We start from the raw sequence: 14159 nt of genomic DNA on the forward strand, positions 1-14159 counted from the left end.
AATCGGGGTTGCATACACACGTATGAGAACGGTATCGGGGAGACAGATAGCAAAGGAGATCTCATGCGCCCTTCCGGTCGAGCCCTGGACGAAATGCGGGCCGTTTCCATCGAAACGGATTTCACGAAACACGCCGAGGGGTGCGCCCTGATCAAAATGGGCGACACACATGTCCTGTGCACGGCTACCATAGAAGACCGGGTTCCACCGTTTATCAAAGGGTCGGGGCTGGGGTGGGTCACGGCCGAATACGGCATGTTGCCCCGCGCAACCAATACCCGCATGCGTCGCGAAGCTGCAGCGGGCAAGCAGGGCGGCAGAACAGTTGAGATACAACGGCTGATTGGGCGGTCTTTGCGGGCTGGTGTAGACCGTGTGGCACTAGGAGAGCGGCAAATCACCGTGGATTGTGATGTTTTACAGGCCGACGGCGGTACGCGCTGTGCGTCAATTACCGGTGGATGGGTGGCACTTCGATTGGCTGTCAATAAACTGATGAAAACAGGTGACGTGATTAGTGATCCGATGCCCGATCCTGTGGCCGCGATCAGCTGCGGGATCTATGCTGGCCAGCCCGTATTGGATCTTGATTACCCCGAGGATTCTGAAGCCGGTGTGGACGGTAACTTCATTATGACCGCCTCGCATCAACTAATCGAAGTTCAAATGAGCGCAGAAGGTTCTGTTTTTTCAAGAGATCAAATGAACGCCCTTATGGATCTGGCGGAAAAAGGTGTGTCTGAATTGGCAGCCGCTCAAAGAGCCGCGACGGCATGACGCGTCAGTTCGACGGCAAACGCATTCTGATTGCCACCCATAACGCGGGTAAGCTGGAAGAGATGCAGCAGCTGTTTGAACCCTATGGTGTGGCCGTTGTCGGTGCGGCGGAAATGAACCTGAAAGAACCGGAAGAAACGGAGGCGACTTTCGTGGGCAATGCGCGGATCAAGGCGCGGGCTGCCGTCGAAGCAACCGGTCTTCCCGCCTTGGCGGACGATTCAGGCATTGAAGTCGAAGCGCTGGACAATCAACCAGGCGTGTATACCGCCGATTGGGCCGAAACCCCTGCGGGTCGAGATTTCTTCTTGGCCATGACGAAAACTCACACCCTTCTTGAAGAGAGAAACGCAAGGCACCCCCGTCGCGCACGATTCCGAGCTACCTTTGTGCTTGCCTGGCCAGACGGGCATGACGAGGTTTTTGAAGGCAAAGTTAACGGAACATTGGTCTGGCCCATGCGGGGTCAAGTTGGCCATGGCTATGATCCCATGTTCCAACCGGATGGTTATGACCTGACTTTTGCCGAAATGGAGCCTGCTGAAAAAAATCGGATAAGTCACCGCGCAGAAGCATTCCACCAATTGATCGCAGGCTGCTTTGGCTGAAGATTGGGAACAGGGTGGGTTCGGTCTTTATCTGCATTGGCCATTTTGCGAAGCCAAATGCCCGTACTGTGATTTTAACAGCCACGTGTCGCGGCAAATCGATCAGAAAGCCTGGTGCGAAGCCTATTTGAAAGAACTGGATCGCACCGCCGCAGAAACACACGGTCGCGTATTGCTCTCGGTATTTTTTGGCGGCGGCACGCCCAGCCTGATGTCCCCCGAAACAGTCTCCAAAATCATCGAGAGAATCCGGTATAATTGGCCTTGCGCGAACGACCTGGAGATCACGCTTGAGGCAAACCCAAGTTCAGTAGAGGCCGGTCGTTTCCTCGCTTTTCGTGATGGAGGCGTCAATCGGATTTCCATGGGTATCCAAGCGCTGAACGATCCGGATCTTAAACGCCTCGGACGGCTCCACAGTGCGGACGAAGCAATGCAAGCCTTCGAGATTGCGCGAAAGACATTTGACCGGGTGAGTTTTGACCTGATCTACGCCCGGCAAAACCAATCTCTGGCTGAGTGGAAATCCGAATTGGAATGCGCGCTGGCCTTGGGTGTGGATCATCTGTCGCTCTACCAATTAACCATTGAACAAGGCACAGCCTTTGGTGACCGCTACAATGCAGGAAATCTACGCGGCTTGCCCAATGAAGATCTAGGTGCAGATCTGTTTTCCATGACTCAAGAGATTTGTGATCGGCATGGGCTGCCAGCATACGAAGTGTCGAACCATGCGCGAGACGGTGCTCAGTCTCGGCACAATCTCATTTATTGGCGCTATGGCGATTATATTGGCATAGGACCCGGAGCACATGGTCGGCTGACTCTTAATGGTCAACGGTATGCAACCGAATGTTATTCGAATCCAAACCGCTGGCTTCAGTCAGTAGCATCAGGCTTGGGTGAAAGCACTCGCAGCCGCCTCACAGCAACCGAACAAGTCAGTGAGTTCTTGCTGATGGGCCTGCGGTTGAAAGAGGGCATAAGCCTCAATCGTTACGAGGCACTTGCCGGCTCACCACTAGATCCTTCGACAGTCACTGACTTGAGAGAAATGGGTTTTGTTGAAATCAAAGATAGAAATTTAATGATTTTAAATCAAGGACTTATAATATCAAATGCTGTAATTTCAAAGCTCTTGGAGGATTAGCTTCCGCCGAGCATACGGCATAGTTCATCCAAATCTTCGAGCGACTGGTAGTGCAAAACCATTTGACCTGTTTCGCCACCCGACGCGTGATTTAGCTCGACCTTCATGCCGAGAGCCGCCGAAAGGTCACCCTCAAGCGCTTTTGTGTCCGCGTCTTTTGCATCGGTCTTACGCCCATTGCTTTGCGACGGTGGTCGGTCTTGAGCGACCGCATTTTCCTTTTTTACCAGAGCCTCCACGGCACGGACCGACAATCCGTTCTTTACGATATTTTTTGCGATACTCAATGGATCTTGCGCCACGATCAACGCGCGCGCATGACCAGCGCTCAAACCGCCGCCACGCACCATTTCCAGCACCTCATCCGGTAGATTCAGAAGACGGAGCAAATTGGCGATGTGGCTGCGACTTTTACCCAGGGCTTCCGCCATTTTTTCTTGGGTATGCCCAAAGCGATCCATGAGTTGCCGATAGCCGACGGCCTCTTCAATCGGATTCAGATCAGCACGTTGGATGTTTTCAATAATTGCGACCTCAAGAACCTCAACATCCGTAAATTCACGGACCACGACAGGGAGTTCATGCAACTTGGCAATCTGAGCTGCGCGCCACCGTCGCTCGCCCGCTACGATTTGGTATTCCTGACCTTTCAACGCACGCACAATCAGCGGCTGTATGACACCTTTTTCTCGTATCGACGCCGCCAAATCTGCAAGATGGCCTTCTTCAAATCTCTTTCGAGGCTGATCAGGATTGGGAGAAATCTGCTCAATGGGAACCAGACGCTCCGCCGCGGACGGACCAGTACTTGTGACCCGTTCGGTTTCCGCAACATCTGACATCAACGCTGAGAGTCCCCGTCCAAGACCTCGTTTTCGATCTGCTCCACTTGCCATTTTGGCCCCCTCAGGCAACTTTTTCTTCATTGTTTTCAAGAACTTCACGAGCTAAGGCCCTGTAAGCCTGCGCGCCTTTTGAAGCTGTGTCATAGGACAGGACAGGCATCGCAAAAGAGGGCGCCTCACTGACCCGGACATTTCGTGGTATCCGTGTTTTAAAAACAAGTTCGCCCAGATTATCACGCGCGTCCTGCTCGACCTGCAAGGACAAGTTGTTACGCTGGTCGTACATCGTCAATACGATCCCCTCGATCCGAAGATCCTTGTTCCCGCTTTGTCGAACTTCGCGAATACTCCACATCAATTGTGACAGCCCTTCCAGGGCGTAAAACTCACTTTGAAGCGGCACCAGAATTGAGTCCGACGCAATCATCGCATTAACCGTCAACAAGTTAAGCGATGGCGGACAATCAATTAGAATATAATCCAGCTCAAATTCATCCATTGCCGTTTGACGCAAAGCATCGTGCAAAAGAAAACTGCGTTTTTCGTTTGAAATAAGATCAATATCTGCGGAACTCAGATCGACGGTCGCAGGTATTATATGTAAACCCGCAGTCGTAGTTGGCAAAATTATTGATTTTAAATCAATATCTTCCAGCAAAAGGTCATAGGTTGTGAACTCGCGGTCTTCTGAATCAATTCCGAGGCCTGTGGACGCATTGCCTTGAGGATCGAGATCAACAACCAAGACCCGCTTTCCAGCTTCTGCAAGGGCTGCGGCAAGATTGATCGTTGTCGTAGTCTTTCCAACCCCACCTTTTTGATTTGCGATTGAAATGATTTTTGGGGCAGCCTGGCTCGATGGATTAGACAAGTTTTATATCCTTAACCTCTAGAATGGCTGATTTGGCGTTCGTTTCACTTTTATGGACGGCTAACTCAAATGACCATGTTTCGCGCGCAATCGCCACCTCTTTCTCCCAGGTTTCTCCTTTAAAAAATAGCGCCTGACCTCCGACAACCAAGTGACGCTGTGCGAATTCCAGCAAGAGGTTCAAGTCAGCCAGAGCACGTGCGGACAATACATGAGCTTTTGCAGGTTCAACTTTCTCAATACGACCTACGATCACAGAAGCGGGCAAGTCCAACTCCCGAATTACGCTACGAAGGAATGTAGATTTGCGAACATCGCTTTCGATCATCGCAATATGTCGATTTGGGTGACACTCCTGCGCGAGAATTGCGGCCACCAAGCCGGGAAACCCACCTCCACTTCCAATATCCACCCAATATTCACCTTCAGAAGCAAAGCGATACACCTGAAGTGAATCCCGTATGTGCCGATCCCATAACTCTGCCACGCTTCCTTTGGAAACCAAATTAATGGTCGGGTTCCACTTTTTAATCAGCTCGACGTAGGATTCCAACTTGTTCAGTGTTTCACGTGAAACATTTAACTCACAATCCATCAAGCAGTCTGCCTTCGCTTCTTTCTGCGCAGTCTGGCAAGAATGAGAGTCAAGGCAGCCGGCGTCATCCCATCAATCCGCGACATTTGAGCCAAACTAGCCGGCTGGATCGCTTTGAGTTTTGATTTTAGCTCATTGGAGAGTCCGTCAAGGGAATCGTAGTTAAAATCGCTAGGAATCACCAACGCTTCGTCCTTTTGAAGTGACTCGATGTCCCGCCGCTGTCTCTCGATATAATTTGCATAGAGCGCCTCTCGCTCCATTTGCTTACCAATTTGCTCGTCAATGCCGCAATACTTTGAATCGAGAACCCTGATTTCATCAAAAGTAACATCGGGAAATGCGAGCAGTTGCATTGCTGTTCTACGCGACCCATCCTGGTTAATTTTTATTCCAACGCGCGCGGCCTCGGACGGCGTATAGTTCGAATTAATCAATGAATCCCGAGCGTTGTTTAACTTGTCAGCTTTCTCCAGAAACATCTTAGACCTCTCGCTGCCAACGCAACCTAATTCCATACCTATGGGAGTAAGTCTTTGGTCCGCATTGTCTGCGCGCAAAGATAAACGATACTCTGCTCTGGATGTGAACATTCTATACGGTTCACTAACACCTCGCGTTGTTAAATCATCTATCATCACACCGATATAGCTTTCAGCCCGAGAAAACAGGATCGGTTCACGCTTCTTGGCTGCAAGCGCCGCATTTAGACCGGCAACCAGCCCTTGTGCCGCTGCTTCTTCGTAACCGGTTGTGCCGTTGATCTGACCTGCCAAGTACAACCCCGGTACGGTTGGCAAAGACAGGTCGCTGTTCAGAGATCTTGGATCAATGTAGTCATATTCTATTGCGTACCCCGGCTGAAGGATGTCCGCCTCCTCAAGTCCACGGATCGATCGTACATAATCGCATTGAATCGACACTGGCAAAGATGTTGAAATCCCATTTGGGTAAACAGTTGTTGTCGTCAGGCTTTCGGGTTCCAAGAAAATTTGATGCGAGTCTTTGTCCGCAAATCGCACGATCTTATCTTCAATCGACGGACAATACCTTGGTCCAATACCATCAATATGACCGCCATAAATCGCAGATCGATTTAAATTTTTACGAATAATATCATGAGTTTGCGTATTGGTATGGGTGATTCCGCAAGAAACTTGTCGAGCCGAAACGCCCGTCGACATAAAAGAAAATAAAGTGGCTTCATCATCCCCTGGTTGCGAGTCCAGAATAGCCCAATTTATTGACTTTCCATCCAATCGTGGCGGCGTGCCAGTTTTAAGGCGTCCTGTCTGCAACTGAAACGAATCCATACGTTCTGCCAGCTTAATCGACGCCTTTTCGCCCATGCGCCCCCCAGAGTGGGAAGCATCGCCCACGTGAATTACCCCTCGCAAAAAGGTACCCGTGGTCAATACGACAGACGCAGCTCTTACGTGACTTCCGTCCTGCAGAACTACCCCTTCTACTCGTTGCCCCGACATTAAGAAGTCAACAACTTCGCCCAAGACGATTGTCAAATTTTCCTGCGATTTCGTTTCAGTCAGCATTTCTTTTTGGTAGATTTGACGATCCGATTGAGCCCTGGGACCCTGTACGGCTGGCCCTTTACGACGATTCAAAAGACGAAACTGAATTCCAGCCTTATCCGCCACACGACCCATCACGCCATCCAAAGCGTCTATTTCCCGCACAAGGTGACCTTTTCCGAGGCCACCAATAGCAGGATTGCAGGACATTACCCCGATTCCGGCTTCCGTCATTGTCACCATACCAGTATCTGCCCCAACACGCGCGGAAGCATGTGCTGCCTCTGTGCCCGCATGGCCACCACCAACAACCAGAACATCAAAATGTTTCACGTGAAACACTCCCTTATTTCCCAAGACAAAAGCTCGAGAAAATTTCATCTAATAGGTTTTCTACATCAACACGGCCAACCAGTGCTTCGAGAGCTCGAATCGACGATCGAAGTTCTTCTGCAGCTATATCATAGACGTCTGGCCCTCGCGCGACGATCTTCTGACATGCCACCAAACCTTCAAAAGAACGCTCCATGGCAGTGCGGTGCCTTTCATGGGTCGCAATTCCCGCCAATCCAGCTCGATCCTTCAATTCGGTTTGAACTCGGTGCACAAGCGCTTGAAGCCCCTCTCCGGTCTTACCAGAAATACCGCCCTCTTTCTCTTCTGACATGTCGATTTTCGGTCGCAACACGATGTCATGCTCCAAGGGAGGAAGTATAAATTCATCTCCCGGTTCTCGTAGAAACACACGCAAATCTGCCGCCGTAGCGCGACTGATGGCTCGAGAAACGCCGATTGTTTCAATTTCATCATTGGTCTTACGTAAGCCTGCTGTATCCAGAAAGGTAACGGGAAGACCTTGCAAGTCCATTCGAACCTCAATCACATCACGCGTGGTACCAGCTATTTCTGATGTAATTGCAGCGTCTCGCCCGGCGAGGCGATTGAGTAAAGTAGACTTACCAGAATTCGGTGGCCCAACGAGAGCCACTTCAAAACTGGACCGTATCCGCTCAGCAACAAAAGAGCCTGCAATCTCTTTCGAAATTTCCGAAATGACCTCACTCAGCAGATCGTCAACCTCTGGCGTAACATCAACTGGGACATCTTCGTCCGCGAAATCAATCGTTGCCTCTAGAAGAGCGGCTGCGCGAATGAGTTTTTTGCGCCACCCTTCGACACGGTCGCCTAAAGCACCAGACAAAACCCGAACAGCTTGCTTTCGCTGCGCTTCGGTTTCAGCGTCAATCAAATCGGCCAATCCTTCGACTTGAACCAGATCTAGTTTTTCGTTTTCCAACGCACGCCTTGTAAACTCACCAGGTTCAGCAAGTCGCAGAGAGTCATATCGGGAAAGCACGGTAAAGACAGCCTGAACCACTGAAACACTTCCGTGAACGTGAAATTCAACGATGTCTTCGCCCGTAAAGCTCGCAGGCGCTTGAAAGCAAAGCACCAATGCATGATCGATCAAATCCCCACTTTCGTCCTTTAGAGAACGCGACGCGGCACGCCTGGGCTCAGGCAGTTTACCACATATGGCTTCACCATATTTCCATGCATCCTGGCCAGAAATACGAATGACAGACACGCCTGCCTTTCCCTGACCAGATGCCAAAGCGTAAATCGTATCCATTTGGTTAACTCACTGTTTTTAAACAATAAGTTACGTATTCATAGAGTCGAAGAAATCTGAATTGGTCTTGGTCTGCTTCAGCTTAGAAATCAGGAATTCAATCGCATCTGTCGTGCCCATGGGGTTGAGAATTCGGCGTAGAACAAATGTTTTCTGAAGATCAATTTTGTCCACCAGCAGATCTTCCTTCCGGGTGCCTGACTTCAGAATGTCCATCGCCGGGAAGACGCGTTTGTCCGCGATCTTGCGGTCCAGAACAATTTCCGAGTTACCGGTGCCCTTGAACTCTTCGAAAATCACTTCATCCATTCGGCTGCCTGTATCAATCAAGGCTGTTGCGATGATCGTCAGGGATCCACCTTCCTCAATGTTTCGAGCCGCACCAAAGAAGCGCTTTGGACGTTGCAACGCATTCGCATCCACACCCCCGGTCAAAACTTTACCTGAAGATGGCACAACCGTGTTAAAGGCCCGACCTAGACGCGTAATCGAATCCAGCAAAATAACCACGTCGCGTTTATGTTCAACAAGCCGTTTGGCTTTTTCAATGACCATATCGGAGACCGCAACGTGCCGGGTCGCAGGTTCATCAAAGGTTGAGGATACAACCTCACCCTTCACAGAGCGCTGCATGTCCGTGACCTCTTCAGGCCGTTCATCAATAAGCAGAACAATCAGATAGCATTCTGGATGGTTCTTTTCGATCGAGTTTGCGATGTTCTGCAGCAGAACTGTTTTACCTGTCCGAGGCGGCGCCACGATCAACGAACGCTGACCTTTCCCAATTGGCGCTACCAAATCGATAATACGCGATGACCTGTCCTTGACGGTTGGATCATCCACTTCCATCGTCAGACGCTCATCCGGGTAAAGCGGTGTCAGGTTTTCAAAAGCAACTTTATGCCGGGCTTTTTCAGGTTCTTCGAAATTAATCTTGGTAACGTCAATCAATGCGAAATAGCGCTCATTGTCGTCAGGTGCCTTAATAACACCCTCAATTGTGTCTCCAGTCCGCAAAGAATGCTTCCGAGTCATTTCTGGCGACACGTAAATATCATCCGGGCCCGGCAGATAGTTCGCCTCTGGCGAGCGGAGGAACCCAAATCCGTCCTGAAGTACTTCCAGCACTCCGTCCCCGGAAATCTGCCAACCTTCATCAGCACGTTCGCGGAGAATCTGGAACATCATCTCGCCTTTGCGCATGGTCGAGGCGTTTTCGATCTCCAGATCTTCTGCCATCGACAACAGATCTTTTGGACTTTTGCGCTTCAGATCCGCGAGATTGAGAGTTTCAAGCGTCTCGGGAGCAGTTGGTGCGTCGATTATATCTGATGTCATGGAAATACCTGTAACCAGCCATGGCGTCTCAGCCAGCTGATGTGATTATTGGAAATGTTTGGTCTGCGCCATTCCCGGACGGGATGGTAAACGCTTCATAGGCCGGGTTCAGGCCTAAGTCAATTCATTCAAAAGCGAACGACAACGGACAAAACAATCAGCACCATCAGCAACGTGGGTACCTCATTCATCATTCTGTACTGCCGTCCGGTCAGGCTGTTTGCGCCCGCAACGAAATCTTTCCTCCGCAGCCCCAGCCAATGATGAAACCATGTCATAGCAAGAACCCCAGCAGCTTTGGTCCAGGGCCAGATGTCAGACCAATCTACGATCCCGGGCGTGAAAACCAAACACAGTCCAAAAACCCATGTCGCAATCATCGCAGGGTTCATGATCACCCGTAGCAGTTTCAATTCCATCGTCAGGAACAACCCATGCGTCTCACTGCTTTGATCCACCTGCTCAACATGATAAACAAAGAGACGTGGCAGATAGAACAGGCCTGCCATCCAAGCAATGACCGACATGATATGGAATGCCTTGATCCAAGGATATCCGACGGCGAGAAGGTCTGTCATTCATTTCTCCGTTCTGCCCAACCTAAGTATTAATATAATAAGAAAGATAAAAGGATGATGATTTAGTAGGCCGTCAGATTTCTGTGGATTATTGATTTGTTCATCGGGTTATCCGTGTGGGGAAAAGTTGTAATCTCGGAGGGGGACAAAATAGAAATTGTGGAGAAGGCGAGCGACATCAACGGGTTGAAAAATTGAGAATGAAAAAGCCGTTGTACAATTCTGTGGGTAAAATCAGACAAACTGATTTGTACACATGGCCAAGACTGTCCTTTTCCGCAATAGAGCAAGTATTGCAAAACAGAGTTTAGATCACAGGGTAAGGACGACTTGTGAAATCTCGCTGTTTTGCTCAGAAGAAATAATTAAGAAATCCTTAATGCTGTTCACAGAGTTATCCACATGTCTCAGCCTTTGATATTGGCCTCCGGTTCTGAAATCAGGGCACAACTTTTGCGCCAGTCAGGGGTTGAGTTCACTATTCAACCGGCACATGTCGATGAGGAACTCGTGCGAGAAGGGATGTTGGCAGAGAGAGCCCCGCCGCGAGACATCGCTGATATGTTGGCGGAAATCAAAGCTCGTAAGATCAGCGAGAAAAACCCTGGTTCGCTGGTATTGGGATGCGATCAGGTACTGGATCACAAAGGCGTTTTGTTTTCCAAACCCGAAACACCAGAGCAGGCGGAACAACAGCTGCATCAGCTTCGTAATGACCGCCATAGCTTGTTGTCTGCTGTGGTTATTTGTGAGGCAGGCAAACCAATATGGCGACATGTCGGACAAGTCCGGCTGAGGATGCGAGATGCCAGCGACGCCTATATTAAGGGATATGTCGCGCGCAACTGGGACAGCATCAAACATTCGGTTGGTGCCTATAAGCTTGAAGAAGAAGGCGTCCGGCTCTTCACCAGCGTTGAGGGCGACTACTTCAATGTTCTGGGATTGCCCTTGCTGCAGTTGTTGGCCTATCTGACGCTGCGTGGAGATTTGCAACAATGACGAATACCGCAGAGCACATTGGGAAAATTCCGCTGGCCGGCGTCATCGGATCTCCGATCGCTCATTCCAAATCGCCGCAATTGCATGGGCATTGGCTGAAAAAACATGGCATTAGGGGGTTTTATATTCCGATGGATGTTGCGGAGTCAGATTTGCGAGGCGTTTTGACAGCACTGCCCAAAGCCGGTTTCGTTGGTGTGAACGTCACCATACCGCATAAGGAAGCTGTTCTGGGCTTCGCGGATCAGATCACAGACCGGGCCAAGTTGATCGGCGCAGCGAACACCTTGACTTTCGGTGAAGATGGCGAAATTCATGCAGATAATACAGATGGTTACGGCTTCATAGAAAACCTGAAAGCCGGTGCTCCGCTATGGAATGCCAAGCAAGGCCCGGCCGCTGTCTTAGGAGCCGGTGGTGCGGCACGTGGGGTTATCGTATCCTTGTTAGAAGCAGGCGTTCCCGAAATTCTTTTGTCAAACAGAACACGCGCACGCGCCGACAATTTGCAATCCGATTTTGGTAGTCAGGTACGCGTGGTTGAATGGGCCGAGGCGGGCAGCATGTTCGAAGAATCTAACCTTATCGTGAACACATCATCGCTCGGGATGGTTGGAAAACCTGAAATGTCCTTGCCGCTGGACGGTATCAAGAAAGCTGCTGTCGTGACGGATCTTGTTTATACCCCATTGAAAACACGGTTGTTGCAAGTGGCCGAAAATAAGGGCTGTGTTACTGTCGATGGGCTTGGGATGCTTCTACATCAGGCGGTACCCGGTTTCGAGAGATGGTTCGGACGCAGACCCGAGGTCGACGCGGATGCGCGCAGCGCGGTGTCGGGTTAGTGTTCAAGCTTGGATTGACCGGCTCGATCGGGATGGGCAAGTCGACGACTGCTCAGATGTTCGTTGAAGAAGGCTGTGGGCTTTGGGACGCTGACGCCGCCGTGCACCGCCTCTATGCGAAAAATGGGGCAGCTGTCGCGCCGATTTCGAGACTATATCCAGACGCCGTGAAAGCGGGTGAAGTTTCACGTAGCGTATTGAAAAAAATAATTAAAACCCAACCCGGATCTTTGCAGAAAATCGAAAGTATTGTACACCCTTTGGTGGCCAGCGACCGGGAAAAGTTTTTATCTCAGACAGCTGCAAATATCGTTGTTTTGGACATTCCCCTGTTGTTTGAAACAGGCGGAAATACCGCGATGGATGCGGTTGCTTGTGTTACGGTTGACGCGGATGAACAGCAAAAACGTGTTTTGGAGCGGGGTAAGATGACGCGTGAAACCTTTGATCAGATCCGAGCGAAACAAATGCCCAATGCTGAAAAATGCGCGCGTTCCGACTTTGTAATCGTGACAGATACAGTTGAACATGCCCGATTGCAGGTTCAGAGTATCGTCAAACAGATCAAAGAGAGTATGCGTTGTGCGTGAGGTCGTTCTGGATACCGAGACCACAGGTTTTGACCCGCAGTCAGGCGATCGGATTGTGGAGATTGGCGCGGTTGAACTGATGGGTCACATGGCCACTGGCGAAACCTATCATCAATACATCAACCCCGAACGTGCAATGCCGGAAGAGGCGTTTCAAGTGCACGGGCTCGGCGACGATTTTCTACGCGACAAACCGAAATTCGCTGAAGTAGGCCGGGCCTTTTTGGATTTTATTGGCGACGCCAAGCTGGTCATCCACAATGCGGCTTTCGACATCAAATTCCTCAATGCTGAGCTGAAATGGATGGGTTTGCCGCAAATTCCTTGGGAACAGGCCATTGATACGCTTGAAATTGCGCGCAAACGGTTTCCAGGCTCGCCAGCGTCACTGGACGCGCTGTGCCGACGGTTCAACATAGATAACTCATCGCGCACGCTGCACGGCGCTCTTTTGGACAGTGAAATCCTCGCCGAGGTCTATCTTGAGCTCATCGGGGGTCGGCAACCGGATTTCGGTCTTTCCACGGCATCGCAGAATGCGGTTGCTTCGGGCGGTGTGGAGTGGACCCCCCGGCCGCGCGCAAAGCCACTGGTCTCTCGGCTAACCGAAAAAGAGGCCGCCGCTCATGCCGAATTTGTGGCTAAACTGGGCAGCGACGCTCTGTGGCTAAAAGGCTAACTCAGGCGTCCGCTTTGGGCGGTTCCTCAGTTTGGCGACGAGCAATTTCGTTCCGATAAAGTGCTAGAAAGTCGATGTTTTCCAAGTTGAGTGGTGGAAAGCCACCATCGCGGGTCACGTCGCTGACAACACGACGCAGGAAAGGGAAGATCATCCGAGGGCATTCGATCAACAAAAACGGGTGCAGCTGATCTTCGGGTACATTGTCGATGTGGAAGATTCCGGCGTAATCAATTTCCAAAACAAAAAGAGTTGTATCGGAGTCTTTTGCCTTTGACGTGACATTCAGCTTGATTGACGTTTCGTATTGATGCTCAGCGCCGCGTTTTTTGGCGTCGAGATTGACCTGGACCTGAACATCAGGTGTGACATCGGCGGGGGCGCCTTTTTGCGCCATAATGTTTTCAAAAGACATGTCCCTGATGAACTGTCCGAGGACGCGCATTTGTGGCGCTTGTTGTTGTGCTTGGGCTTCAGCCATGGGTTGCTCCTAAGGTGATAAATAAATCGGGCGAGCCTTAACAGTTTGGTAATGAGTTCTCAATGGTCGGACCACTTGGATGGTTTGTTGACCCGATCCATGTCTGGTTTCACCTCGGAGTACTCGCCATCGATGATATCATCGCTCGACGGGCGTTGCCGTTGCTGTCGTGGTCCTGTATCAAAGGACTGAACATTCACACGGGCGCGGATCGCTGTGTAGATCGCGGTTCGAAACCCCGGAACGAGGAGCAAAAACCCGACTGCGTCGGTAAAAAATCCTGGCGTGAGCAACAAAGCGCCCGAAAACAGGATCATAGCGCCATGCACAAGTGGTTCGGTTGGATCTCTCAGATCAGAAAAAGAAGATTTTAACTGATTCATGGCCATAAGACCCTGATTCCTGACCAGCCAAGTCCCGAGAACAGCCGTAAAAACAACTGTTAACAATGTCCAACCCAGACCGATTGCGCCACCAATTTGTATAAACAGCGCAATTTCAATCAGTGGTACCGCGAGAAAAGCGATAAATAGCCACATTTTGATGCTTCCTTTCGTCAGTCGTGGAGTGGACTTGCACAAGCCCGACACCTACATAAGAACAGTATACGCCCGTTTCCACGATTTACCCGACATGAG

Annotated in this window: 16 protein-coding genes; 7 read left to right on the forward strand and 9 right to left on the reverse strand. The window is 50.5% G+C overall.

Annotated elements, in window-relative coordinates; translation table 11 throughout:
• Positions 1-63: 63 nt before the first annotated feature.
• From rph to hemW, 3 genes are read left to right on the forward strand one after another with little or no spacing between them, the layout of a single operon-like run.
• A complete protein-coding gene (gene rph / locus AB8B75_RS03680) occupies positions 64-777 on the forward strand; it encodes a ribonuclease PH (RefSeq protein ID WP_405359923.1) in 714 nt (237 codons plus the stop codon).
• Positions 774-1385, forward strand: coding sequence for an RdgB/HAM1 family non-canonical purine NTP pyrophosphatase (rdgB, locus tag AB8B75_RS03685; protein WP_405359925.1), 612 nt, complete (start codon positions 774-776; stop codon positions 1383-1385). Before rph ends, rdgB begins: the two co-directional genes overlap by 4 nt.
• Positions 1378-2535 (forward strand): radical SAM family heme chaperone HemW, encoded by a 1158-nt coding sequence (gene hemW / locus AB8B75_RS03690; protein WP_405359927.1) that lies wholly within the window; start codon positions 1378-1380, stop codon positions 2533-2535. The genes rdgB and hemW overlap by 8 nt, the downstream gene beginning before the upstream one ends.
• Here the strand turns inward: hemW and AB8B75_RS03695 are convergent.
• The 7 genes from AB8B75_RS03695 to hemJ all read right to left on the reverse strand — a co-directional run bounded on the left by AB8B75_RS03695 (position 2532) and on the right by hemJ (position 9924).
• Complete coding sequence (locus AB8B75_RS03695; RefSeq protein WP_405359929.1) at positions 2532-3431, reverse strand: ParB/RepB/Spo0J family partition protein; 900 nt, start codon at positions 3429-3431, stop codon at positions 2532-2534. The two genes, hemW and AB8B75_RS03695, sit on opposite strands and share 4 nt — an antisense overlap.
• Positions 3432-3441: 10 nt before the next feature.
• Positions 3442-4251 (reverse strand): ParA family protein, encoded by an 810-nt coding sequence (locus tag AB8B75_RS03700; protein ID WP_405359930.1) that lies wholly within the window; start codon positions 4249-4251, stop codon positions 3442-3444.
• The gene (gene rsmG / locus AB8B75_RS03705; RefSeq protein WP_405360183.1) at positions 4244-4846 is read right to left on the reverse strand and encodes a 16S rRNA (guanine(527)-N(7))-methyltransferase RsmG; all 603 of its coding nucleotides are present in this window, start codon (positions 4844-4846) and stop codon (positions 4244-4246) included. Before rsmG ends, AB8B75_RS03700 begins: the two co-directional genes overlap by 8 nt.
• Positions 4846-6708, reverse strand: coding sequence for a tRNA uridine-5-carboxymethylaminomethyl(34) synthesis enzyme MnmG (mnmG, locus tag AB8B75_RS03710; protein WP_405359932.1), 1863 nt, complete (start codon positions 6706-6708; stop codon positions 4846-4848). The genes rsmG and mnmG overlap by 1 nt, the downstream gene beginning before the upstream one ends.
• 13 nt (positions 6709-6721) lie before the next feature.
• Positions 6722-8008, reverse strand: a complete 1287-nt coding sequence (gene mnmE, locus AB8B75_RS03715; protein ID WP_405359934.1) for a tRNA uridine-5-carboxymethylaminomethyl(34) synthesis GTPase MnmE — start codon at positions 8006-8008, stop codon at positions 6722-6724.
• A 30-nt stretch (positions 8009-8038) separates the two neighbouring features.
• Entirely contained in the window at positions 8039-9346 is a 1308-nt protein-coding gene (gene rho / locus AB8B75_RS03720) for a transcription termination factor Rho (protein ID WP_405359935.1), read from the reverse strand.
• 128 nt (positions 9347-9474) lie between these two features.
• Positions 9475-9924, reverse strand: a complete 450-nt coding sequence (gene hemJ / locus AB8B75_RS03725) for a protoporphyrinogen oxidase HemJ (RefSeq protein WP_405359936.1) — start codon at positions 9922-9924, stop codon at positions 9475-9477.
• Between the two features lie 402 nt (positions 9925-10326).
• On the opposite strand from hemJ, the gene AB8B75_RS03730 reads away from it, so the two are divergent.
• Genes AB8B75_RS03730 through dnaQ form a run of 4 tightly spaced genes read left to right on the forward strand, consistent with a single transcriptional unit; the run spans position 10327 to position 13040 of the window.
• On the forward strand, positions 10327-10926 hold the full coding sequence (locus tag AB8B75_RS03730; protein ID WP_405359937.1) for a Maf family protein: 600 nt from the start codon (positions 10327-10329) through the stop codon (positions 10924-10926).
• Positions 10923-11771 (forward strand): shikimate dehydrogenase, encoded by an 849-nt coding sequence (locus tag AB8B75_RS03735; protein ID WP_405359939.1) that lies wholly within the window; start codon positions 10923-10925, stop codon positions 11769-11771. Before AB8B75_RS03730 ends, AB8B75_RS03735 begins: the two co-directional genes overlap by 4 nt.
• Positions 11714-12361 carry a dephospho-CoA kinase gene (gene coaE / locus AB8B75_RS03740; RefSeq protein ID WP_405359940.1) on the forward strand — a complete coding sequence of 216 codons (648 nt, stop codon included), beginning with the start codon at positions 11714-11716 and terminating at the stop codon, positions 12359-12361. The genes AB8B75_RS03735 and coaE overlap by 58 nt, the downstream gene beginning before the upstream one ends.
• The gene (dnaQ, locus tag AB8B75_RS03745) at positions 12354-13040 is read left to right on the forward strand and encodes a DNA polymerase III subunit epsilon (protein WP_405359942.1); all 687 of its coding nucleotides are present in this window, start codon (positions 12354-12356) and stop codon (positions 13038-13040) included. The genes coaE and dnaQ overlap by 8 nt, the downstream gene beginning before the upstream one ends.
• Before the next feature lies 1 nt (position 13041).
• Here dnaQ and secB read toward each other — a convergent pair whose 3' ends face one another.
• Both secB and AB8B75_RS03755 read right to left on the reverse strand, forming a co-directional pair.
• Positions 13042-13521, reverse strand: a complete 480-nt coding sequence (gene secB, locus AB8B75_RS03750) for a protein-export chaperone SecB (protein WP_405359943.1) — start codon at positions 13519-13521, stop codon at positions 13042-13044.
• A 59-nt stretch (positions 13522-13580) separates the two neighbouring features.
• The gene (locus AB8B75_RS03755; protein ID WP_405359945.1) at positions 13581-14060 is read right to left on the reverse strand and encodes an FxsA family protein; all 480 of its coding nucleotides are present in this window, start codon (positions 14058-14060) and stop codon (positions 13581-13583) included.
• Positions 14061-14159: the final 99 nt, after the last annotated feature.

The sequence above is a fragment of the Roseobacter sp. genome (assembly GCF_045106495.1).
In the GTDB taxonomy this organism is placed as follows: domain Bacteria; phylum Pseudomonadota; class Alphaproteobacteria; order Rhodobacterales; family Rhodobacteraceae; genus Roseobacter.